The organism is Cupriavidus sp. 05T41 (assembly GCF_056396525.1).
The window spans coordinates 11,482-35,238 of record NZ_JBFTLQ010000036.1 but is presented as its reverse complement, the minus strand read 5'-3'; the positions used below and the strand labels follow the sequence as shown (position 1 = coordinate 35,238).

Genomic DNA, 23,757 nt, shown 5'->3' with positions numbered 1-23,757 from the left:
CCCCGGGGGTGTCAAGGGCGCCCGGCCGGTTGCGCGAGGTGCGAAGCGCGCGGGCAGCAACGCGAAGCGGACCCGCGAAGAGACGCGCCATGTCTTTCGGGGTGGCGCGCGCAGAGGCAGCCGGACAAACCCCGCGCGTTCGGGAATCCGACCGCGAAAACCGCCGTTTATCCGGCATTCCGAACGCGTTTTGGCACCGGCGTGGTGCGTCCCTGCAATGCGCTCAAGTCCGCCACATCCCTACCGTAATAGCCACGGCAGCCCCCTTGCCCCACCCGGGCCAACCAGAGAAGAATCCATCACATGCTTTCCTCCCTCCGCGCACGCATCGTGGCCCTATCCGTGGCCATCGTCGTGGCGGCGCTAGCCGTCAACGCCGTTCTCAACCATGTCGTGGCCAGCGCGTATAACGCCGATGCCATCGACAACAATCTCGCCGCCGTGCAGACCGGCCACACCGACGCCATTGCGGACTGGGTCGCCAGCCATACGCAGATGATCAGCTCGCTGCAGGACGCCGCGCTGCAGCCCGATCCCATTCCCGCGCTCAGGCAGGTGTCCGACGCGGGCGGCTTCATCAAGGTGTACGTGGGCTTCCCCGACAAGAGCCATCGCTTCTCGGATGCGAGCGGCCTCAAGCCCGACTACGACCCGACCGCGCGGCCCTGGTACAAGCAGGCCGTGGCCGCGGGCAAGCCGATCGTGACGCCGCCCTACGTGGCCGCCAGCAGCGGCAAGCTGGTGGTGACGTTTGCCGCGCCCATCGTGCGCGATGGCAGCGTGAAAGGCGTGGTGGGCGGCGACGTGGCGATGGACAGCGTGATCGCCAACGTCAGGTCCATCCACCCCACGCCGGACAGCTTCGGCATCCTGGTGACGAAGGGCGGGCAGATCGTCGCGCACCGCGATGACAAGCTCACGCTCAAACCCATCGCCGAGCTGGTGCCCGCGCTGGACGCCGACAAGCTCGCCCCGCTGCTGGGCGCTACCACGCCGATGCAAGTGGAGGTGGCCGGCAAGCCCAAGCTGCTGCGCGCGCGCGAGATTGCCGGCACCGACTGGATCGCCGTGATCGCACTCGACAAGGCCGAGGCGACCGCCGGCATGCGTTCCGTGCTGATGGCATCGCTGCTGGCACTGCTGGTGATTGCCTGCGTGGCCGCCGCCATCGTGGCCGGCGTGACCGCAGTTTCGTTTCGCCGGCTTTCGCAGATCCGCGACGCCATGAGCGCCATCGGCTCCGGCGACGGCGACCTCACGCAGCGCCTGCCTGCCGACGGCAGCGATGAAGTCGCGCAGATCGCACGCGCGTTCAACGCCTTCGCCGACAAGCTGGTCGGCGTGATGCGCCAGATCCGCGACGCCAGCGAATCCGTGCGCGCCGCCGCCGACGAGATCGCCGCCGGCAACGTCGACCTGTCCCGCCGCACCGAGGGCGCTGCCGCCAGCCTCCAGCAGACCGCGGCCTCGATGGAGGAGATCACCGCCACCGTGGGGCAGTCCGCCAGCTCCGCGCACCAGGCCGACGAATCCGCCATTGCCGCTTCGCGCGTGGCGGCCAGCGGCGGCACCGCGCTCAGCGACGCGATCCGCACCATGGGCGAGATCGAGCACGCGGCGGTGAAGGTCTCCGACATCATCGGCGTGATCGAAGGCATTGCCTTCCAGACCAATATCCTCGCGCTCAATGCGGCGGTGGAAGCGGCGCGCGCGGGCGAGCAAGGCCGCGGCTTCGCGGTCGTGGCCGGCGAAGTGCGCGCGCTCGCGCAGCGCAGCTCCCAGGCCGCCAAGGAGATCAAGACCCTGATCGAGTCGACCGTGGGCAGCGTGAGCTCCGGCTMGGGCCAGGTGCGCCGCGCCGGCGACACCATGAGCGAGATCGTGGGCAATGTGAGCAAGGTGACCGGCATCGTCTCCGCGATCACCAGCGCCGCGGCCGAGCAGACGCGCGGCATCCAGGAAGTCAACCGCGCGATGAGCCAGCTGGACCAGATGGTGCAGCAGAACGCCGCGCTGGTGGAGGAGTCCACCGCCGCGGCCGCCGCGCTGCAGGCGCAGGCCGGCGGGCTCGCGGGCGTGGTGGGGCAGTTCAGGCTGGAGTAGGGCAGCGAGAGCGGGCGGGCAACGGTGCGGGAAGCGGTGCGGGAAGCGGGGCAAGCCCGCGAGGCACCACGGCGCCACGCCGCGCGCCCCAAACTAAATCGTACTTATCCGTGCAAGCGGCGTATGCTCAACGGAGAAAGGAGATCATCATGTCTCAGAACAATGCGATCTACAAGGGGTTCAAGGTATCCGCCATCGTGCGCCGTGCCTCTGACGGCAATCCCGACAATGCGTCCGCGCTCGCGGGCTTCCTGGCTACCGTCACCATCACCCAGGTCAGCCGCGACAGCGGATCGCTGCGGCTGGTGCCGCCGCTGGAGCAACAGACCGCCCGCACGCCGCATGACGCCATCGCGCTGGCAGTGACCCATGCGCGAACCGTCATCGATGGCATGTCCACTTCCGTTGCGCACAAGTAGCCGGCCATAGTCAGCGGCCATAGTCAGCAACCAAACGGCGACCCGCAGCAACCCGCCGCATGACATCGCGCCGGGCAGACGCATGCGCCACGCCACACCCCCATTCGGCAGCATAACGCGATCGGTGTTATGATCTGCCGTCTTGCCGATGTGCGAACGTGCGTCGATGCAAGCTTGCCGGCAGCCTTGGCGCTAGCCGTGCGCCTCACCGCGATAGCAGGCGGGCTCCCCGCCGCAGTGGCCAAATAGCCGGGCAAAGCACCCGGCAAATTCGGGGCGAATACACGCCCCTCACCCATCCGACCCGCGGCACAAGCCGCTCCGCAGCGCCACGCAGGGCTATCCGCGTGTGCAGACAGCGCAGGCACGGTCCACTCTCCGCCAGCCCCCTTTTTTCGCGCATGTGCGCGGCAACGACGGCGCTGGGCAATCCATACGGCGAGCGACTACCGAAGAGAACCCGTCGCGCACAGTGCGTGCGCAGGCGCGCCTCGGATCGTCCGCCCAGATCCAGGACATACCTTGCAACACAAAGCATCCCCGTACACCGTGTCGGTGTACCCCATCGAGCAGCAACCCGGCGTGTGGTTCGCCACGTACATGATCAGCGAATACCGCAGCGGTGCCGAACACATCGTCGCCAATGTCTCGATGCGCCACGCCACCCACGGCACCGAAGCGCAGGCCAAGCAGGCCGCGCGATTTGCCGCCGAGCGCGTCGCCGCGGGCATGCGCCTGCAGTAATGACACCACGGCGTGCATGGCCGGTGCGCTGCACCGCGCCCGCACGCCACCCAACCTAGAGAGGCATCATCCTTGGCAAAAGAAGAACTGGTGGAATTTGGCGGCAAAGTGTCTGAAGTCCTGCCCGACAATCGCTTCCGCGTGATCCTGGAGAACGGCTTCCAGGTGTGGGCATACTCGTCCGGGCGGCTCAAGAAGAACCGCATCCGTATCCTGGCCGGCGACCGTGTCACGCTGGAGATGTCGCCCTACGACCTCACCAAGGGCCGCATCAACTACCGCCACAAGTTCTGACGCCGGCGCGCAGGACCACACGCGCGCAAGCCGCGGCGCCCATGCCCGCGGCCGGGGCGCACCCCTCGCAGCATCAACTCATCAACGTGAAAAAGGAAACGGAATGTCGGTCAGTGAAGAATGGGAAGAAATGCACCTGACGCCGAACGGATGGGTCGCCGGCAGCTACCAGCACGTGCCCGGCCCCGCCGTCACGCGCGAAGCGCCGGCCGATGACCTGCTGACGGTGCGCCGCCACGTCACCGCGACCTACGGTGGCCCTTCGCGCGCCATCGAAGACCGCACGCCCCGCACCGACAAGCTCGAAGTGCTGGAGCAACTGCTGGAACGCTACGGCAGCCCCGCCTTCAGCGTCTGAGGCCAGGCGGGCCAGGTCGCGGCCATCGCCGCGCCACCGTCACACCCGGCATTCCCGCCCGGTCCCGTTCATTGCGGCATGGCGCCGCCGGAACGAGGCGCGGGAACGACAAGATTCAGATCCATGGCATGGCCGCCCTGGCTTGCCAGCCCGGCGCATACGCACCGGCCCGGCCCGCATCGCTCGTTGCKAGCAAATGCGCGGCACATATCGGCACCGACGGTGCCGACGGTGCCAATGTGTGCCGCCGGGCAACCCTGCAGATCGACAAGGCAGCAGGACTACAGCGTGGTCACCGACTCACCGGCGATCAGGCCGTTGATGATGTCCTCGCCGAACTTGACCGCGCCACGGCGCGCGGTGCCGATGTTCTCCCACTCTTCGCTTTCCAGACGGAACACCTTGGTGCGCTCGCCACCGGGCCGATAGCCTTCGCGGCAGATCACCACGGACGCGGTAAAGCTGCGATCCGGCTTGGCGCGGGGCCACGACTGGGTGGGCTGGACCTTGTAGACCAGGGGGTAGAGATCAAAGCCCTTGTAGCTCGCGCTAGGCGTATTGTTCACGTAGTTTGCTCCATGCGGCAGCGTTGCCTGTGGCCACTCCGTCCCTGGCGCACGCCGGCTAGAACGGGACCAGGCGATCGACCACGATCACGATCACCCCGTCCGAGCAGCCTGCCGGGCTCCGGGAGCCCAGCCGTGCGCGCAGAAAGCGGTCCAGGCCGCGCTGCAGTTGATATAAGGCACGCTGGTCCGCGGAACGCAATTGCTCCGCGGCCTCGTGCGCGATTTCGATCTCCACCTTCCTGGCCGACCAGGCGCAGCTGCTGGTATCGGGAATCTGCCAGTTGGCGTTGACCGCATGCTGCCTCACCGGCCAGGTACGTACGTCCTGGCCCGTGATTTCGTCGAGCACCGGCTTGATGAAAGCGACGAGATCTAACATTGGCACCCCTGCACCGTGCCCCGCCAGGCGGCGGAGCCTGCGCGGCAGGCAWGGCAGCGCCGGCATCCAGCCGCGATCGGGACGCCGGGCAGGCTGGCGACAGTAACACACCAGGATTGCCCACCTCCTGGCCCAGGTATCCCACTCTACTCCGAAGCAGGGGGCTTCGACGATCTTATTTTGCCCGCGGCACCGCCCGACTCCGTCGTCAGCGTCATCAGCATGTCCGCATACCAGGCCGAATTCAGGCCCAGCGCCTCGTCCTCGTCCAGGTCGCGCGTACCCACATCGAAGCGCGCCGAATGCACCCCCAGCAGCAGCCACGGCAGATCATGCCGCTTGCCGCGCGTGCCACGCATGCGCATCACCACCGGCGCACCGCTGGTGCCGCGATGCGTGCGCGCGTCGGTCAGGAAGAAGCCCTGCCCCTGGAAACGCATCCCGAACGCCGAAGCCACCACCGCCTGCCGCGCTACCGGCAGGTGATGCAAGGCATCGTGAAACCCCAGCGGAAAGCCGACGATCAGCAGCGAATCGCCCACCTCCACATGGTCCGACKGCTGGGCCAGGTGATCCGGCGTAAAGGCGCGATACACCAGCCCCGCCGGCAGCGCAGTACGCTCCAGCTCCACCACCGCCACGTCCACCGGCCCGCCCCCGTCCTCGCCGATGCGCCAGACCGCCAGGCCGTTGCGATACAGCGGGATCGAAAACCCGATCGAATTGGCCATGTTGCCGGCCTCCCGATGCAGCTCGATCTCGATGCGGTMAGGATGGTGGCCGGTGGGCTCGTCGAAGAAAACGTGGCGGCTCGTGACCACAAACAGATGCTTGCCGCGCTCGAAGAAGAAGCCGCTGGCGTTGGCCAGGCCTTGCTGGCCCTCGAAGGACGAAACGCGGACTGCGCATAGCAGGATGGATTCGACCATGTTTGCCTGGAGTGCGTGTCGTCGCGCGGGTGAATCCCGCGCACGACGGGGAAAGGCGGATTACGGCAATCCGGAATGCGGTGGCACGCGAAGGAGGAGCCCGCCCGATCGGTTATATAGATGCGGGCCTGACGTGTCAAACGCAGCAGATGCAGCGCCGGTCTCCACGCCGCAGCGGCGAGCCACAGTCATCAACGATCACAAATCKAAGGCCCGACGGCTGCCTTCGCCGCCGCGACGGTCTCTCTGTCTCTCTATGGGCAACCGAACAGATGACCCATGCCGTCCCCTGCTACGTTGCCTCCGATGGCCACAGCGCGTCAGCGCGATGCGCCATGCCGCAGGAGGACGCGCCATGAGCAGAATCTACATCCCGGCCGCGGTGGCCGATGACTGGGCCCCTTTCCTTGCCGAGCCGCTGAAGCACTGGAAGACCGGTTACCCGGCCCGCACGCTCGCGCACTGCTGGCAGGACGCCGACGGCTTCCCCGCCGAAATCGCCAATGCCATCGAAGCCAATCCCGTCCTGCGGGGCACGGCCATGCTGATGGGCATCCCCGAGCACCAGGTCGCGCTGCCGGGCGGCATCACCCAATCCCAGAACGACATCTGGGTGCTCGGCAAGCGCKACGACCAKCTCATCTCCATTGCCGTCGAAGGCAAAGTCTCGGAACCGTTCGACCGCACCGTGGCGGAGTGGCTCGAAGCCGCATCGCCCGGAAAGCACCTGCGCCTCGACTTCCTCGCGCATACGCTCGGCCTGCGGGCCGTCCCCTCGTCGATCCGGTACCAGTTACTCCACAGGACCGCCTCCGCCATCCTGGAAGCGKAGCGCTTCAACGCCGATCACGCCGTGATGCTCGTGCATTCGTTCAGTCCGACCAATGCCTGGTTTGAAGACTACCGCGCCTTTGCCGCCCTGTTCGATGTGGATGCCAGGCCCAACTACATTCATKGCGCGGGACGGCTGGCGAAGACGGAATTGCATCTGGGGTGGATTTGCGGGGCGGCGCGGTATCTTGAGCGATAGGGGGGGGCGGCGCAGACGCCGGAGCTTTTTGGTGAGCTGGATAGCGGATTTTGATGTTACAGCGTGGTATGCGACGTGGGCTTTCTCGTAATCCCTGATATCGGGGACTTGGAGCGAGCGCGCGAGACTGATCGCGGAAATCGGGAGCAGCAGCGCCGCGACGAACCACTTGGCAATGAAACGATGAAGCGGTGCATAGTTCGAACCKATATCTTTTGTCTGGGCGTGGAGTTGCCGCATGGTGTATTTGCAACGCGAATTTCTGTTGAGCGAGAGAAGGACACCGTCGGCTGGCGTTCGCAGGGTCAGATGTTGTGGAAGGCCTTGAGCTTGTMAACTACCTGCTCGAAGAGTTTTCCCGCATGAGGTTCTCCGTCGTGGTAACGATCCCAGAAATCACCACCAAATTCCTTCGGCCTAACGCCGTAGCGACCATCACCAAGTTCAAATAAACACCAATCAGCAGGAATTACTGGATCGATAACATCGAGATATCGGAGCTCAATCACGACCGGTATCGCGTCAGAGTCTCGCTGAAGGGTTACCAGTGCCGGCCGCCCATCAGGAAAAAACAGTACACCAAGAGCAAGATACTCCTTCTCCAAGGTAAAACTTGGATCTACGTCGTCACCTTGATAGCCGCGTTCCCGCGCATAGCAAACGATCATTGTTTATCTTTACGACGCTACAAGCGTTCCATCGTCTCCGACCCAGATAACGCCAGGTATGCTGTAAAAATATGTCACTAGATCGAGATCGTTCTCGTTATGCGCATGCTTCGGCCATTGGGCACGAAGGTGCGCAACAATTGCTTCCGGAGGCTCGTGCCACTGGGCTTCGTCATCATGAATCGTAAATCGTGGATGCGGGTTTTCGGGCGATGTATAGCAGTCCGCTCTAGGAGCAGCAAACTTGATCTTCCCCGCTCGGAGCAGTTGCTCGATCAACCAGAAGAATGCCGTCTTGTGTTCCTCAAACGAGAGGGTTCGGTTCCATGCACTGATCGCACTAAACAGGCCTGTGATCCAAAGGCCAAACGAATCTCGAATGATTTCATCAATGCGCTCAATCTGTCTCATGGATTACCTCCATCGAGAAACTTGATCTCGGGATCGTATGTTGTGCCCACGACCCCCTTCGGTATATCGATGGTCCATGCTGGCCCCGTCTGCCCAGACAACGAAGAGAAATCTCTCAGCGTAAGCCAACTTCAATTCGCAACCCCAGCGGCTCGCCCAAGTTGCAGGCAAGTTGCGGAGCGACACCCGTCAAACCTACGGCCAAGTCCCGGCATCCATCGAAATACGTTTCCAGCACGCAAGCCTTGATCGTCTCATAGCCCACCCTCTCCTTGTGCAGTTCCATGTCAAGGTCCCTTTCCAGTCGGAGCGACAATGGATACCTGCGATCAGTGCTGCAGGTACATCACACAGCAGTTAGTTGCCCACCTCCCTTGCTGAGGGCTATGCTCAAGGCCATGTACAAAACGACACACAGAATGAGCATGAGCAGCAAGCAACTTGACGAAACAAGCAAGTACTTGAGCTACGTCCTACGCCATGAACCTCACATTGGCATACAGTTAGACACTGAGGGCTGGGCTAATATCGACGACCTGCTTGCGGCGGCAACTAGAGAAGGTCGCATTATTGATCGAGACATGCTCCAAACGATTGTGGCGACCAGCGACAAGAAACGGTTTGCCATCTCTAGCGATGGTCAGCGTATCCGCGCAGTTCAGGGACATTCCACTGCAAGCGTAAGCCGCGAGCACTGCGAGAAGGTGCCGCCCGAATTGCTCTACCACGGCACGGCGACGCGCTTCCTGGGATCCATTCGCGAACAGGGACTTATGGCAGGGTCACGTCACCATGTGCACTTGTCGCAGGACGCACAGACAGCTACCGCCGTCGGACAACGCTATGGCAAACCGATCGTGCTAGAGATTGAAGCCCTGCGTATGCACCAGCAGGGTTTCAAATTMTTTCAGGCCGAGAACGGAGTGTGGTTGACAKATCATGTTCCGTTTTGCTTCATCCGCGAATAGCAGCTATTCATTGTCAGTCCGCTCCCTCTTGTAGCGGGCTGACTCTTTCTCTGCCGTCGCAATCCACGCAGCGAAGTTGGCATAGGTGCGGTCCCATGGGGATCTGGTTGGCGTTGAGTAATCATAGATACAGACCCTTGGATTCGCTGATCTATCGTTGCCATCAAAACAAGCCAGCACAACCCACCCATCGTTGTAGTGGCCAGATTGGTCATTCACCATGGCAAATGGAACAAGGGGCGAACCGGGAAACTTCTGAAGCATTGCTCCATAGTAAGAAAGCGTAGCCCCCATGTCTCGGCAGAGGAAGAACCACGGCTCTATGTCGGGTAAGGCACTCTCGCTGACCAAACGCTGATAGTCAGCCGGTAGTCGAAAGCCGTCAGGTAGAAGCGGGCCATTGTAAAGAAACTGCCTCATTATCTCTTTCCCCCAGTGATACGCGGTGGCTGAGTTGCCMCTTGTAGGCAGGCCGTGAGTAGTGCGGGAAATAGTATTAAATATATTTAATTCATCATTTTGTCATTTCATTTGATCGTGCTGCCATGTATCAATCGGAGGTTGCCCTGGACGTCGCACTGTTTGCGGCAACAAATCCAAGAAAATCTAACTGACTGCAGAGAGACTAATCAGCCTCCCGCCTCTGATCAGATCGAGCGCGAGCTCCAACTTTTGCCGAACGTCCCGAGAAAGCTGTCGATGACCATAGGTTTCAACGCTCATCATTCCCAAGGATGTAGCGCCCTCACCATCGCTACCAATGGCGCGCGCATTTCAGCGGCGGTGCTGTTCCCACCACCYGATTGTTAAAACGCAGATCCTGCTGGATCGCGGCGCCGAACATCGACGCCGAGCGCAGGAAGTAGACCCGGCCCTCGCCGGGCTTCAGCGTCGGAATCGACGCCGCCATGTCGGCGTGTTTCACGCCCGAAGCGACCCCGCCAGCAGCGACGACACCGCCAGTCCGGAGATCAGCATGCGCGCAACCCGTTTCATTCCGATTCTCCCAAGTTCAAAGCTACTGCAGTGGATAGCGGGGAATAGTTCTGCTCCCCGGGCAAATAGAAGCCCCCCAGGGTCCTGTCGCGGATGACCAGGTAGGCCTCGTGGACCTTGCGGCCCTCGATTGTGAAAATGGTGCCGACGGGCCGGTAAACGTCGCCCTGCGGCACGCGGCCGGACCGACTTGTCGGCCAGCGTGCGGGAATAGCCGGTGACGGTTGTGGCCATAAGGATCTGGACGCGTCGGGCAGCCTCGCTTGGTTGCGAGACCTCGATGGTCGATGGTGCTATTGAAATCATTTGGGCACAGGCGGAAGGCGCCAGGCAATAGCCCGCGGCGAGCCACCGACGGCGTGAGCGGAGACGGAAGGGGGCTTTGATCATTGGATCCGCTTGAATCTATATTTCGCAAAGTGTCTGGCTGTCCCAGTAGGAATCGCGCCAAGCAGCATATTCATGTGAATCTGCGTAGATTTCTCATAKATGAGATCGCCACGCTCATCGAGGTAGAGCATGGCCACCGAATCAGATGTATTCGGTCCAAATTCGGAACGCCCCCCCTTGCTCGCGCCGCCCCAGGTTATTTTTCCATCAGCCCCAGTACAAACGAAGCGCTTGTTGTCCTCAAAGGAAAACCGCTGTATCGCACTTCGCCCGTTGGGATATGTGAACCTACTTTGGAAGATCCGTTGCCTTACCAGCGATACTTGCCCGTCCTTTGGGTATTGGAAGCGTCCTGTCTCAGACCTAGATGCGTCGTCAATTGCAGACACTTCGTCCGCTTTCGCAAATGGGAATACATTGTCTAAACGCCTGGTCTTTGCCCAACCTTGCGCAGTGGCATCTCCATCCAGAAGTTCGCCCCTCCCGTCATACCGACCGGTCAAATCAGTGCATGCTGCATCAACATAGCGAGACGGGTCGATGTTCTMACCGCCAGCACCGGGGTAGTTCGGCGGCGAGTGGAAGCAACCCGAGCAGGCTATGACCAGAAAGGGGAAGACTAACTTCATTCCACTCATTTGGCATCCTTCGATTGTTGGCTCTGGTTACGGAATACGGACCAATCTATACCGTATTGATTGAGCAATGTCACGCCAGCGAATGGAGCTGCCAATGGAATATCGATATCGGTCTGGATCTCAAACATCATGCGTTGAAAGCTCGTCATCCCTTCCTTTAGATTTCCCAAGCTGTCATACGCAGTMAAACTGCCTAGATAGTCATGAGGGCCGGCAAATGACTCCAGCACCTTGTCCGTGAACGTGCCAGGAGGATAAGGTGACTTAGCAAGGGTACCTGGCAGCCCTTGGAATCCGCCGGTTAGGCCCCCCTCTTTATTGAGAGCTTCAGGCAGAGTCCATTTGTCATTCGTATCCGGGTTGATTCCTGTTCCGGTGAAATCCCAAGCCCCATCCGGTCGCTCGACAACTGTTCCGTATTTTCGCAAGTCGTCAGCGCTAACGCGCGTCCCGGCAATCTTCATGCCGTCGCCGTTAATGCCAGAGCTGGGTCCAGTAGCATTCGAAACCAGTCTTCCATCTTCATCCCTTGTATCGTAGACACCCTTGAATCGCTGGGACGACTCAATCTGGTCCTGCCGCATTGCATCGGCTGCCCAAGCAACAGCAGCCGTCGCAAAGCCCGTCATTGCCCCGGACTTGCAATCGCCGCCCTGCATCGCAGCCGTACCACAACCAGCCACACCAGACGCCAGCAGACGGTCCACGCCGTAGCTGGATCCAAAGTACCCCGCCAGCCCCCCGGTTACCGCTCCCGCGATACCTGCCGTCGCCAGTTKATCGAGCTTGATCGTGCCAGTCACGCCAAGCTGAATGGCCGCACTGGAAGCAATGCTGCCAAGCGCGCCGGCAATGGCAAGGTTGGCCATGCCTCCGGCGGCAAATGCCGAACTCGCCAGAATCCCGCCGGCAGCGGTCGCTTCCGCGATGGATCCCGTCGCAATCAGCGTTGCCATACCCGCCTCGGCTGCAGCGACTTGCGCTGCAGTCAAGGCAGCAGCTGCGGCGCCGGCGGTCACCACGGCAAGCGCCACMGCCGCCACGATCATGACGATCTGGCCAAGCGGCCCGAACCCCTTCTTCTCCTTGATGAACTGCGTATGGATATCGTCGGCGACCGTGCCCTCGGTGTAGTTCAAACCGAGGTTGGCCTTCAACTGATTCACCAGTGCCACGGTCGCGGCCTCGTCGACCGTGCCGTCGGCACCGCGGACCAGGAACGCATCGTTGATCGCACGGATGCTGTCGGCCTCGATGTTCATGTGCATCGCGCTCATGAACCCGCCGGGCTGCACCACCGTGCCGGTGATCACGTTCCAGCCGCCCTGCGCCTTGTAGGCCGAGGTGCCGATGTCCACCACATTGGGGGCAGCGTCGATGCTGCCCGCCTTMACATTGAGCGTGTCGCCCGCCGTGATCACACCGCTGTTGCGCAGCTGGCCGGCGATGTCCAGGGTTACCTCCTGGCCGGCGATCATGCCGCCGGTCGGCTTGGTCAGCGCCTGCGCATAGCCTTCCGGCAGGTACACCTGCGGTACCAGCGCGTTCACCGTCGGGCACGCCGTGCTCGCTACCGTGTTGCAGTTCGGGTCCGGCACCGCCTGCTGCACGTACCAGAGCAGCGGCCTGTCGAGCTCGTTGATCTGCGTCTGCGTCAGCGCCGTGCCCAGCGCGATGTTGTGCGCCTTGGCGTAATCCGCCGCATTCTTGTAGAGGCTCAGCTTCTCCAGGTCCGTCACCGACAGCTGGTTCTGGCTGTCCCAGGCCAGGCCATTGATGAAGCTCGCCTGGCCCGTCTGTTGCAGCGCGGCTTGCTGCAGCTTTTGTCCCTCGGTGTAGGGGTCGTAATAGAAGCTGACATTGCCCGGGCGCAATTCGGCCGGCAGCTGCGCCAGCAGGCTGTCGGGCGTGACGCCGGCCAGCACGGCGGTGGCCGGGCTGTTGTTCAGGTATTGCGCCCGGTCGGTGGTGCCGGTGGGCACGGTGACCGGATTGCCGCCCAGGTTGGCGTTGAAGTGCCAGGCGACGCTTGGGCTGCTGCCGGTGGTGGGCGCCGACGGCGTGGCCACGATGACCGGGTTGAACTGCCAGGGCGTGGTGGGGTTATTGACTGGCGTGGCGACCGGTACCGCGCCGCCCGGCGTCACCACCGGGCCCAGCGAGATGACCTGCTGCGCGCCGGTCGCGGGCGGCGTCGGCTGGGCCGGGCTGGTGTAGCCGTTCACCAGGGCCGCGCCGGTCAGGTCGACCGTGTTGCCCATCAGGTTGCCGGTGTTGAGCACCTGGCCACCGGCCGTCACCGACAGCGTATTGCCTGCCTGAATCCCGGACTCCAGGCTGCCGAGCGTGGCTCGCCCGGCGGTGTCGTGCCAGCGGTCGCCGCCGCTGCGGTCTTCCTGCCAGCGGCCCACCCAGTCGGCGTTCAGCGGGAGGCTGGTGTTGTCGATCGCGCCGGCCATGCCGACCGTCACGTTGCGCCCGCCGGTGATGAGCGCGCCCTTGTTGGTCAAGGTCGTGCCGGACAGCTGGACGTCGCGCGCGGCCGAGATGACGCCGGCCGGGCCCGCGGCGCTATCCTCGTCGGCCGCGCACTGGCTGTTGCCATAAGTCCCGGCGGGATTGCAGCCGCCGGCGTAGGGCGGATTCTGGCCGCCGTAGCTCTTGTGCAGCCGCACCGGATCCATGGTGGCGTTGACCAGCGTCGGCGCGGTAATCGAGACATCGCCCGCCAATGACTGGATGGCGCCAGCCCGGTTGGTCACGCTGTTGGTCGCGTGCAGGCTGACATCGCCCTGCGCGGCGAGCGTGGCGTTCAGATTCTGGATGTTGGCGGCGCTCACCGTGAGCGTCTGGCCGGCCGCCACGGTGCTGGGCGTCTGCTGCCAGGCCAGGGTATCGACGCGGGGATTGCTGTCGTCCGGGCAATCCGGCGCGCCGGCCACGCAGCCCGGCGTGGTGGTGATCTTGCTGTCGTGGAGGCCCTGGTTGGTAAAGGTGCCTGGCGTCTTGATGGCGATCTTGCCCGCTGCMGCCAGGTCGCCGGCGTTGGTCAGGTMGCCGGTGCCGGTGAGGCTCAGGTTGCCCCCGGCGGTGATCTGGCCGGCCTTGCCGAGCTGGTGGCTGACGGTGGATTGGTTGGGCGCGATCGCTGTCGCCCCGGTAGCAGTCTGGCCCAGCGCGACAGGCGACCACGGTGGCGGCGCGGTGCAGGAGTCGCAGGCGCTCATGCTCGGGGGCGTGCCATAAACCAACGGTCCCGCCCCGTAGACGCCGCCATTGTCCCTTGTCAGTGCCGTGAGCTGCGCCATGAAGGCCGAAAGCTCGCCCTGATTCACCGAATACCCTTCGCTGTTGATCAGCGTGGCAGATCGGCTGTTGTCCAGGCTGCCGACATTGAGCGTGACATCCCTGCCCGCMGAGATCACACCGCCCTTGTTGGAAAGCGAAGCTGTAGTGATGTCGAGGTTCCCGCGACCGATGATCTGGCCAGCAGTGCCGTCGACTTGCCGTACGACCGTATGGTCGACGGTGGGGATGCCGCCGATATTGCGGATGTGGTCGGGAATCAGGAGGAAAGGTGGCACGCTATTCCTGCCCAGGGTGCCCGGGATCAGGTGCCACAGCGCCTGTGCAAGTTGCTGGTCCCCGTTCGAGGGTATGACTTCCGCGCCCAGGACCAACAGCACGGTGCCGTCGGGATTGCGCGTGACGTCGGCCAGCGTGATATTGGTGCGTGCACCTGGTACATAGGCGGAGCAACTGTCGCAAGACCCCCCTGGTAGCCAGGGAGAATAGCTGCCGATGATGGTCGAATTGAGCAGGCTGTCGTTGACCACCTTGGTGGTGGAACTACCTGCATCGACCGGGGCGGTGCGGTCATTGATGACCGAGCCGGCGGCGATGTGCAGGTTGCCGTTGGCGCCGATCACGCTGCCGATGTTATTGAGCGTGCCGGAGAGATCGACCTTGATGTCGCCGCCCGCCTGGGTGGTGCCGCCGCGGTTGTCGTAGTCGCCGCCGGTGACGGTCAGATTGCCCAGTGCCTCGGCGGTGCCGCTGTTGGCAACGTTACCGGCCAGTGCCAGATCGCCATTCGCGTGCACGGTGCCGGAGTTGGTCAGCGTGCCGGCGGACAGCGACAGATTGCCGCCGCCTACGATCTGCCCGGAATTGGTGAGCGTGCCGCCGGTAGCCAGGGCCAGGTCGCCGGCCTTCTGGATCGTGCCGGAATTCGTGATGCCCTGGCTGGCGCCGAGCACCACGCTGCCGCCCGGCACGTTCCACATGCCGGTGTTGTTGACGGCCTGCGCGACGAGGGTCAGGGTGGCGTTGGCGTTCAGCGTGCMGGTGGTGGCMGCCGACGGGTCGAACACCTGGTTCGGCGTATTGACCGTGAGGTTGTTGCCCGCCAGGATCTGGCCTGCCGCGTTGTTGAAGCTCCCGTTGCCACCTGTGACGGACAGCGTCAGGTCGCCTACCGTGGGCGCCCAACCMGCAAGGTCACCAGCGAAGAGGGTCCCGCCCTGGTTGCTGGCGAGCGCGCCCGTGGTCACGGTCAGGGCCTCGGTGCCAGCGATCAGGCCCTGGGCATTGTCCAGGGAATTCGCCGCCGTCACGTTGGCGGTCTGGCCGCCGACGGTGCCGCGGTTGACCAGATCGGCGGCATTTACGCTGACCTGGTTGCCGGCGAGCGTCCCGGTATTGGTCACGGTGCCGCCGTTGACGGTGAGCTGCCGCGCGGCAAGCGTCGCACCGCTGTTGGCAATCGACTGGCCGCCCAGCGTGACGTTGGTGGCCGTGGTGTCACCGGTCAGGGCGAGGCCGCGGGTGGCGACCGCATCGAGCGTGCCGTTGACGGCGTTGGCCTGGGTCGCCGTCGAGCCAAGCTGAATGTCGGTGCCGCGCAAGGTGGCATTGCCGCCCACCCATGTGAGCTGGCCGGCATGCATTCTCTGCCCCGCCGTGGCCGACAGATTGCCGCCAGTCAGGACGCTGCCACCCAGCGTGACGTTCTGCCCGGCGTTCACAATGGCGTTGCCCACGCTGGAGAGGGCGCCGCTCACGGCGGCCGAGCCAGCGGCTGCCTGGACCGTGGTGTTGCCGCCGCTGGCCAGGCTGCCGGCCACGTTTGCGTTCTGCCCCGCCGAGATGGCCGCGTCGCCATCGCTGGTCAGCGCGCCGTTGATCGCGGCGCTGCCGGCGGCGGCGGTAATGGTGGTCTTGCCCGCGCTCTGGGCCTGGCCACCCACCGTGACGTTCTGCGCGGCGGCAAGGGTCAGGTCCGCATTGCTGCCGATCTGGCCGCTGGTGGTAATGCTTCCGCTCCGGGCAGTCACGTTCACGGGGCCGGTGGCGAGCACCTGGCCACCGAGATTGGCATCGGTGCCCGCGCTCACGGCAAGCGTGCCGGGCGACACGACATTACCGGTGGTGGTGACGCTGCCGGTGACGCCGGCGAGCGACACGTTGCCGCCGGTGCTGCCCGCCATGCCGTTGATGGCGAGATTGCGCCGGGTCGACAGGTCCAGGTCGGCAGCCGACACGGCGCTGCCATCAATGGTGGTGTCGCGCGCGGCGTTGAATCGGATCGTGCCCGGCGAGGCGACATCGCCGCCCAGGTGAATGTCGCCGCGGCCGTCGTTGCCAGTGGCCGAGATGGCGATCTGCGCGCCGCTCACCGCCCCACCTACGTCCACGCTGCCGCCAGCGGCCAGGTTCACTGCGTTCTGCGCCTGGACGCCACCGGCGCCGTTGATCGAACCGCCTGCGGAAACCGTTACGGCCTTGCCCGCGCTCAGCGTGCCGCCCAGGGTCGCGTCCTGCGCGGCGCTGACGGTGTATCCGGCCTCGCTCTGGCCATTGCCCGACGCCATGACGGAACCGGCGGCATTGAGCGCCCCCGCCTGCTTGGCGTAGGTGTTGCCGACCTTCAGGTTACCAGCGGCATCGAGCGTCAGATTGCTGGCCGACGCGGCGAGATTGCCGTCGGCGCGCACGCCGAGGCCGGCGGCGGTGCTGACGATGCGGATCTGTCCGGCGGTCATGGCGCCGAACGCGGTGGCGTCGATCGCCAGGCCGTTGGCGGCGGTGGTGTTGCTGGCCGCGTTGTTGGCGCCAGTGGCCGTGGTGGCAAAGCCGCCGTCTGAGGGCGTCACCGAGGGCGTGACCATCTGGCGCCCGGCCACCAGGTTGATCTGGTTGCCTGCGTAGAGCGCCGCATCGACGCCGATCGATTCGGCGATCAGGTTGATATCGCCGACCGTGCCCTCGATACCGACACCGTTCGGATTACCCGGCGACGGGTTGGCGATCTGCACCCGCCCGCCCTGCACGAGGAAGCCAGCGGCAGTGGCGGCATCGAAGCTGGTGGATGTCCCCGCGGCCGACAGGAATTGCGGCACGCCGGTGGTGAGCGTCACCTGGGTGGTGTTGGTGAAGCTCGCGCCGTTGGTATAGACCCCGCCGGGTGCAGCGACCACGACCCCGGCCGGGGCGCCGAACACCTCGATGGTGCCGTTGATCCGGGCGGGCGTCTGGCTGGTGACCTGGTTGATGATCAGGGCCGCCGGGCCAGAGGTGACGAGACTGGCGTTGGCGCCGACCTGGCCACCGAGGAAGGTGCCACCGCCGGTGGTGCTGTTATTGAGGATCAGGCCGATCGGGTCGACCACGAAGGATCGGTACTGGTTGAGCGAGATGCCGGCTGCGTTGGGCGTGGTGATGCCCACCACGGGCACGCCGCCCTCCGGCGCACCCGGGCCGATGGTGGTGGTGATCGACGGGGTGAAACGTACCGGCGCGTTCGGGTCGGTGATCGGCGCTGCATGGGCTGCCGCGGAACCGAAGCTGACCGTCACCGGCAGGTGCGCGACCGCCCAGCGCAACAGGCTTTGCCGCACGGCACCAGACTGTGCCGCAAGACTGGCCGGATCGGCGGCGCCCGCCGCCAGCGCCCCTGCCGCCTGCCTGGCCTGCTGCAAGGACACCTGCAGCGGCGCGAGCCACGTCGTGATGGCAACCACTCCCGCGAGCGCACGCACCCACACGCTGCGACKACCACGCTCCGCCATGGAGATGCCGGGCGATGGATCGGGTTGTGCGTTGTCCTGAGGCAGAGACACTCGTTTCTCGCGGTACATGATGCTTCCTGACGATGCTTTGGACTTGTTGCGTCGGAGGGCGGCAGCTAGCCGCCGACGGGCTTTGCGCGCCGCCTTACTGCGTGATMCTGGCTTTGCCTAGCAGTTGCGTGACCAGCGCGGTCGTCGCCCGCTGGAGCTCCTGCGCCTGCAACGCTTGCTGGATACCGGGCTTGACGGCGTCATAGGCCGGCACCTGGGTCGCGCGCACTTCGTCGACCTTGACGAGGAAGCGGCGGTTGTTCCAGGCAATGGGGGTGGCGTTCACCGCGCCAGCCGGCAGGGTGGACAGCGCCTGCGCGAGCGGCAAGGGCAGGTTCTGGGTCTGGCCTTCCTGCGCCGGCACCTTGAAGCTGAGCCAGTCCATCGCACCACCGCTGGCCCTGGACGGTGCGAGGCTKACTTGCTGCGCCACCTTGACGAAGTCCTCGCCGGCCTTGATGCGCGCGAGCGTCGTGGCGGCGGCGGCATCGTCGGCCACCTCGATCAGGCGCCCCTTGTATTCCTTGTCGCCCAGGCTTGCCACGATGGCGTTGTAGCGGGCGCGCACCTGTTCCTCKGTGACCGCCGCCGGCTTGATATGGTCCTTGAGCCAGGCCTGGGCGAGGATGGTGTTCTTCGCCTCGCGCAGGGCCTGCTGCACATCGGGCCGGGCTTCAAGCCCCTTGTCCCTGGCCGCTTCCTGGCGGAACAGCTCATGCGCGATCAGCTGCTGCTTGATGGCGTTGCGCGTCGCGTCGTTATCGGGKAGCCGCGCCTGCTGAATGGCACGGGTGATCTGCTCGTCGGGGATTGCCACGCCATTCACCGAAGCGGCAAAGGCAGACTGCAGGCTAAAGGCCAATGCGGTGATGGCGGCCAGGCGGAGAATCTGGGATTGCATATTCATTTCCTTGGAGATCGGGTATCGGTTAGGCGAATTCACATCGCACTCAGTAGGTCCAGTTGAGGGTGGCCAGCAGGACCGGTGCCTTTGCGCCCAGATAACCGGGCTGCGCCAGCGGCACGCCGACCAGAAGTTCACTGGTGACCGTTTGCCTGGCCCACTGGGCGGAGAGACGAATGCCCGCGCCGGTACCGGCCACCGATTGCCAGCGGTGGGTCGCCACAGCCTGGGTCTGGCCGCCGTCGAGAAACAGGTAGGGCTCCATGCGGAAGCCGGCCGGCGCTGGCGCGTTGGCCCACACCAGCTCATTGCGCAGGTAGGCGCCGCGGTCGCCGGCGATGGCGCCTTCGCGGAAGCCGCGCACGGTGCTGATGCCGCCCGCGTAGATCTGCTCGGAGCCGAACAGGGCCACGTTGGCCCACTGCCCGACGAGCTGCGCGCGCCACGCGAGCCGTGCCGTGTCGAAGGCCCGYGGCAAGGGCAGTTGCAGGCTCGCATTGGCATCGAGCTTGGTGAACTGCACATGCGCCTCGTCCGGGCGGATATCGGCGGGGTCCCGGGTTGCATTGACAAGTCGCAATCCGCGCGAGACGCCAAGCTCGGCGGTGGCATAGCCCGGCTGGTCGCTGGCGGCAAAGCGCCGCAAGCCGCTMCAGGCCGCGCGCAGCACGGTGAGCCGCTGGGGATCCAGTTCCAGGTTGTTGATCTCGCGCTCGCTCTTGCGATGCGTGAGCGTCAGGTCGAAGGCTTGCCGCCCGCTCCTGTCGCGGGTAAGAACCCGGTTCCAGCMCAGCGTGTGGCCGAAGGTGCGGCCGTACAGCAGCGCGGTATCGCCAATGGCGGTCTGGTACTCGGACACCGAGCCGGTGTAGCTGACGGTGTTGTAGCCGAACGGAACCGCCGCCGAGAGCACGGCCGCATTGGTATCGCGCGTGCCGACATAGCTCGCGGAGACCGCTTCCTGGAAACCCAGCGCGTTGTCGGCATCGATGCCCAGCCGGGTGCGCGAGATGCCCGTGGTGCGGCTGCCATAGTTGTCGACRCCGGCACTGAAGCGGAAACGGTCGCCGGGCTGGTTGGCCAGCGCCACCACCGAACTGCCCGGCGTCTGGCCGGGCAGTATCTGGAGCTCGGCCCGGTTGCGGCGCAGGCGGTTGATCTGGTCGACCCCTTGCTCCAGGTCCTGCAGGCGCAGGGGGTCGCCCGGCGCGGGGAATTGCCAGCCAGTGCCGGCGTCCGTCAGCAGCCCGCCGCCCACGGTATCGAACCAGCCACCATCGCCCGGGCGGATGGCGCGCCCGTTGAGGCGGATCGACTCGACCGTGCCCGGCACGACGGTGACCTTGAGCACGCCGGTCGCGAGATTCTGCTCGCCCAGATAGGCGCGCGTGGTGATGTAGCCCCGGGCGACGAAGGCTTCGGTGAAGCGCCGCAGCAACAGGTTGATGCGGTTGGCCCCCAATGGCTTGCCGATGAACGGCGCCGTGATGGCGCCGATCTCGGCATCGGACAGCACGGTATTGCCGGTCACCTCKATACGCTGGATCTCGAAGGTGGCGGACGTCTCCGGCACGGCGTCGATAGGCGCATCGGGCGGCAATACCTGCTGGCTCTGGATTTGCGCGGGCGGCTGGGTTGCCTCGCGCTCCAGATCACGCTGACGCTGCTCGCGCAACAGGCGCTGCGCCGGATCTTCCGGCGTGAGCTGAGACAGCGATGGCAGCGATGGCGGCACCTGGGCCAGCGCCGGACCGGCTGACAGGATKGACACGGCCATTACGGACAGCCGGGATCGCGGAGCGCACCGCATCATTGCCACAACCAGGAAGCGAGACCAAGATGGTTCTCGACGGTGACGGGCGTGCGCTGGCGCGGGCGCGTCACCGTGGTGGTGCCCGCAATGGCAACGTCGCCATCGAAACTGCCCCCATCCGTCATGGTGTCGCCGCTAATGCGGGTCCGGCCAGCCGCCATCCAGCTCCCGCSGATGTCGGTCGCATAAAGCCTGGCCCAGGTGTCGCCAAAGAAGGCCTTGAACCCGCGGTCGCGCGCGACCGCGGTGTAGCCGGTGACACCGCCGGCATAKGTGAGCGGCGCGTTGACCGTCAGGTCGCCCAGCGCCAGCACGCGCCCGCCCACGTTCGCGGCCAGCTTGCCCGCCTGGACGTCGATATTGCCGCCGGCGGACAGCAGGCCGCCCGTCACGGTGGTGGTCGATGACGCCKAGGTGCGGCAGACAATCAGGCAGCTGCGGGCGTAATGCGCGGCGCCGCCGGTGACCCCTTCGGTGCGGAACGTGTCGGCCGCGCGCACCGTGATGGCGCCGTTGTTGGCGTAGATTTCCCCGCCGGTGTTGATGACGTTGCGCCCGCTGAGCGTGGTGCCCTTGTCCGAGAGCAGGTAGGCAATCTGCCCGGGCCGGTCCACCTGGCCATAATCCAGGTCGAAGCTCGTGCTGGTCTTGGTCAGCACCAGCCAGCGGCGGCCGTTGCTGGTCTGGTAGCTCGGCTGTTCGCCATTGGCACCGCCCTGCTTGGTGATCTCGTTGTGGATATCGCCGCCGGCCGACACGGCGAGATAGCCGTTCGAGAGCATGCGGCCGTAGCGATTGAGGACATCGCCCCCGGCCCGGACGGTCACGTCGTCGCCGGCACCGAAGACGATCCCCAGATACTGCGGCGTCGAGGTATTGAACACGCTGCCACCGGCCAGCACGGTAACGGCGCCGGCAGACAGCATCTCCCCGGCGATGCGCGCCTGGCCCTGGATCAGCGCGCCCTGGTTGGTCAGCGCGCCATCGGACTGCAGCAGCACGCCACCGTTGGCGGCGACCAGCGTCGATTGCGTGGCGGCCGAGTCAAGCAAGACGGAGCCTGCATGGAGCCGCACGTCGGTGGCGGCAAGCACGCTGCTGTCTTGCTGGATGTAGCTGCCGGTGGCATCGATCGCCACGGCGGCGCCGGCGGCGCGTATGGCGGCATCGCGCAGCTTGAGATCGCGCGCCTGGATGCCGGTGCCGGCCACGCCGTCGAGGTCGGTACCGGACAGCGTTGCCGTGTCTGCCTGGATGGTCAGCGAGCCGTTGCGCGAGGTCAGCGCCGTGCGCTGGTTGCCCTGCGCGGTCTGGAATTGCGGCGTGGCAATGACGAAGTTGCCCTGCGCCGTAGCCTGCGTGCCGGTAAGCGCGATGCCCGCGCCGTTGTCGAGCAGCCCGATGCCGCCGGTGGCGCTCAGCACCGAGTCGGTCAGCCTGACCGCCTGACTGTGTGCCTGGCTTGCCGTKCCGATCACCAGATCTCCCGTTGCGCGGGTCCCGGCTGCCAGCGTGGCGCCGCTCAGGTCAATGCGATCGGCGGTGACCTGGAGATGCCGGCCGGCATCTACATCGCCTGTGCCGGTGAAGCCGCCGCTGGCGATCAGCACGTCTTGCAGGGCCTGGATCCTGCCGGAGGCGAGTTGCAGATCGCCAGTCCCGGAGACCACGAAATCGCCAGCGGTGGCATAGGCGTTGCCGGCGTGCCGTACGCCGGCACCCTGATCGGTCACGAGCATCTCGATGCGGCCCGAAGCCAGGCTACCGGCACCGGTGATGTCAACCGCAATGCCGTGGCCGGGAATGCCACCCGGCGCCGTGTACCGGATCCAGTCAGTCTGATTGTCGGTGGCCGAAAGGCTCGTATCGACCTCCGCCTCGCTGGTTCCCGCAACCAACCGCAGGTTTGCCCTAGGGTCGCTGTAGCGGTTTTCGATCCTGCCGCCAATGCGAATCTGCCTGGCAATCAGTTCGAGCTGAAGCAGTTCACCGGACAGTCCTTCCGGGCCGATCTCGAGCAAGCCCTGGCTCGTCTTGATGGTGATGTTCTTTTGCCCGGTGGCATGATTGGGCGTCGTCAGGTCGACCTGCCCGGTGGTCAACGCCAGCTTGCCGATGTTCTGCACCGTCATGCCGTTCACGGTGATCCCGTTGGGATTGGCCAGAATGACATTGGCGCGAGGCCCCAGCACACTCAACGGCCCTTCGAGCAGCGAGGGATTGGTGCTGGTGACCTGGTTCAGGATGGTGCGGGCGCGCACCGCGTTGTTATCCAGATCAACGCCGGCGCGCGGGACATTGAAGTCCCGGTACGTGTTGGAGGAAACGCCGCCGACCGCATTGGCAATGCCAACGGTGATACGGCCATTGGCCCCGATCGTAGCCGTGGTGGCGGTGCCGCCGTCGGGCACCACGCCCGCTGCGAGGCTCGTGCCCGCGAGCAGCAGCGCGCCCCAGGCCAGCGTGGTGAGCAGGGTCGCGCGCTGGCCCTTGAACGACTTGAACGACTTCAGGGACTTGAGGGAAAAGCGCGCATCCGCGCTCACGCACACGATGCGCCAATGCGACAACCCGGTGGTCGCCTCGCGGCCCAGCCAGGCTTCCACCGTGCCTTCGCCCTCCAGGGCGTAGAAGCGGTGGGCGRGAGACAGCAGGGATTGCAGCAAGGCGAAATGCTTCAAGACGGCTCCGGGTAGCATGAGCGAGCGCCTTGCGCTGGTGCTGGCAAGCCGGCTCGGCTTGCAGTGGAGCGCATGGCGATGCGAGGCCTAGACGCTACCGGAGGGAAATAGGCGTGGTTTCGGGGAAATTTCCCAATGTGTTGGTGGATCGGGCTGAAACTGCAGAGTTTCGGGGGGAGGTGGGCGTGAGCAGGGCAAGCCCCGCTACATGGCGCGGAAAGAGGACGACTATCGCTTGCACCGGCGTTACCGGAAGCAGCCCCACCAAGCCATCCCCGGCACCCTCAACCCTCGCACTCGACGGACCTCGGCGCACGCAAAATTGTCAATAGGCGATTTTTA

Annotated in this window: 18 protein-coding genes; 7 read left to right on the top strand and 11 right to left on the bottom strand. The window is 64.9% G+C overall.

What is annotated here, in order from left to right; all coding sequences use genetic code 11:
- Nucleotides 1-303 precede the first annotated feature (303 nt).
- From AC1DKV_RS21230 to AC1DKV_RS21210, 5 genes are all read left to right on the top strand, one after another.
- A complete protein-coding gene (locus AC1DKV_RS21230) occupies nt 304-2,103 on the top strand; it encodes a methyl-accepting chemotaxis protein (RefSeq protein WP_477137901.1) in 1,800 nt (599 codons plus the stop codon).
- 149 nt (nt 2,104-2,252) lie between these two features.
- Nucleotides 2,253-2,522: a GTP cyclohydrolase gene (locus tag AC1DKV_RS21225; protein ID WP_441620139.1), complete on the top strand. Its 270-nt coding sequence runs from the start codon at nt 2,253-2,255 to the stop codon at nt 2,520-2,522.
- A 522-nt stretch (nt 2,523-3,044) separates the two neighbouring features.
- Nucleotides 3,045-3,266, top strand: a complete 222-nt coding sequence (locus tag AC1DKV_RS21220; RefSeq protein WP_441649982.1) for an isochorismatase — start codon at nt 3,045-3,047, stop codon at nt 3,264-3,266.
- A gap of 72 nt (nt 3,267-3,338) precedes the next feature.
- Nucleotides 3,339-3,560: a translation initiation factor IF-1 gene (infA, locus tag AC1DKV_RS21215; protein WP_441620143.1), complete on the top strand. Its 222-nt coding sequence runs from the start codon at nt 3,339-3,341 to the stop codon at nt 3,558-3,560.
- A gap of 103 nt (nt 3,561-3,663) precedes the next feature.
- On the top strand, nt 3,664-3,918 hold the full coding sequence (locus AC1DKV_RS21210) for a translation initiation factor 1 (protein ID WP_441620145.1): 255 nt from the start codon (nt 3,664-3,666) through the stop codon (nt 3,916-3,918).
- Between the two features lie 281 nt (nt 3,919-4,199).
- Here the strand turns inward: AC1DKV_RS21210 and AC1DKV_RS21205 are convergent, their stop codons facing one another.
- The 3 genes from AC1DKV_RS21205 to AC1DKV_RS21195 all read right to left on the bottom strand — a co-directional run bounded on the left by AC1DKV_RS21205 (nt 4,200) and on the right by AC1DKV_RS21195 (nt 5,795).
- The gene (locus AC1DKV_RS21205; protein WP_441620146.1) at nt 4,200-4,484 is read right to left on the bottom strand and encodes a hypothetical protein; all 285 of its coding nucleotides are present in this window, start codon (nt 4,482-4,484) and stop codon (nt 4,200-4,202) included.
- A gap of 58 nt (nt 4,485-4,542) precedes the next feature.
- Nucleotides 4,543-4,866 (bottom strand): hypothetical protein, encoded by a 324-nt coding sequence (locus tag AC1DKV_RS21200; protein WP_441620148.1) that lies wholly within the window; start codon nt 4,864-4,866, stop codon nt 4,543-4,545.
- A gap of 146 nt (nt 4,867-5,012) precedes the next feature.
- Nucleotides 5,013-5,795, bottom strand: coding sequence for a trypsin-like peptidase domain-containing protein (locus AC1DKV_RS21195; RefSeq protein ID WP_477137900.1), 783 nt, complete (start codon nt 5,793-5,795; stop codon nt 5,013-5,015).
- 355 nt (nt 5,796-6,150) lie between these two features.
- Here AC1DKV_RS21195 and AC1DKV_RS21190 point away from each other — a divergent pair, with 355 nt between their 5' ends.
- Entirely contained in the window at nt 6,151-6,825 is a 675-nt protein-coding gene (locus tag AC1DKV_RS21190; protein WP_477137899.1) for a DUF6946 family protein, read from the top strand.
- Nucleotides 6,826-7,130: 305 nt separating this feature from the next.
- On the opposite strand, the gene AC1DKV_RS21185 is transcribed toward AC1DKV_RS21190, so the two are convergent.
- From AC1DKV_RS21185 to AC1DKV_RS21175, 3 genes are all read right to left on the bottom strand, one after another.
- Nucleotides 7,131-7,493: a hypothetical protein gene (locus AC1DKV_RS21185; protein WP_477137898.1), complete on the bottom strand. Its 363-nt coding sequence runs from the start codon at nt 7,491-7,493 to the stop codon at nt 7,131-7,133.
- Nucleotides 7,494-7,502: 9 nt separating this feature from the next.
- The gene (locus tag AC1DKV_RS21180) at nt 7,503-7,904 is read right to left on the bottom strand and encodes a hypothetical protein (RefSeq protein WP_441649979.1); all 402 of its coding nucleotides are present in this window, start codon (nt 7,902-7,904) and stop codon (nt 7,503-7,505) included.
- A gap of 115 nt (nt 7,905-8,019) precedes the next feature.
- Entirely contained in the window at nt 8,020-8,190 is a 171-nt protein-coding gene (locus AC1DKV_RS21175; RefSeq protein ID WP_441649978.1) for a hypothetical protein, read from the bottom strand.
- Nucleotides 8,191-8,329: 139 nt separating this feature from the next.
- On the opposite strand from AC1DKV_RS21175, the gene AC1DKV_RS21170 reads away from it, so the two are divergent.
- Nucleotides 8,330-8,872 carry an RNA 2'-phosphotransferase gene (locus AC1DKV_RS21170; protein WP_477137897.1) on the top strand — a complete coding sequence of 181 codons (543 nt, stop codon included), beginning with the start codon at nt 8,330-8,332 and terminating at the stop codon, nt 8,870-8,872.
- A 754-nt stretch (nt 8,873-9,626) separates the two neighbouring features.
- On the opposite strand, the gene AC1DKV_RS21165 is transcribed toward AC1DKV_RS21170, so the two are convergent.
- The 5 genes from AC1DKV_RS21165 to AC1DKV_RS21145 all read right to left on the bottom strand — a co-directional run bounded on the left by AC1DKV_RS21165 (nt 9,627) and on the right by AC1DKV_RS21145 (nt 23,415).
- Nucleotides 9,627-9,797, bottom strand: coding sequence for a hypothetical protein (locus tag AC1DKV_RS21165; protein ID WP_477137896.1), 171 nt, complete (start codon nt 9,795-9,797; stop codon nt 9,627-9,629).
- Between the two features lie 1,095 nt (nt 9,798-10,892).
- On the bottom strand, nt 10,893-18,017 hold the full coding sequence (locus AC1DKV_RS21160) for a beta strand repeat-containing protein (protein WP_477137895.1): 7,125 nt from the start codon (nt 18,015-18,017) through the stop codon (nt 10,893-10,895).
- 94 nt (nt 18,018-18,111) lie between these two features.
- A complete protein-coding gene (locus tag AC1DKV_RS21155) occupies nt 18,112-18,918 on the bottom strand; it encodes a peptidyl-prolyl cis-trans isomerase (protein ID WP_477137894.1) in 807 nt (268 codons plus the stop codon).
- Between the two features lie 49 nt (nt 18,919-18,967).
- Complete coding sequence (locus AC1DKV_RS21150; protein ID WP_477137893.1) at nt 18,968-20,698, bottom strand: ShlB/FhaC/HecB family hemolysin secretion/activation protein; 1,731 nt, start codon at nt 20,696-20,698, stop codon at nt 18,968-18,970.
- Between the two features lie 32 nt (nt 20,699-20,730).
- Nucleotides 20,731-23,415 carry a two-partner secretion domain-containing protein gene (locus AC1DKV_RS21145; protein WP_477137892.1) on the bottom strand — a complete coding sequence of 895 codons (2,685 nt, stop codon included), beginning with the start codon at nt 23,413-23,415 and terminating at the stop codon, nt 20,731-20,733.
- Between the last annotated feature and the right edge of the window lie 342 nt (nt 23,416-23,757).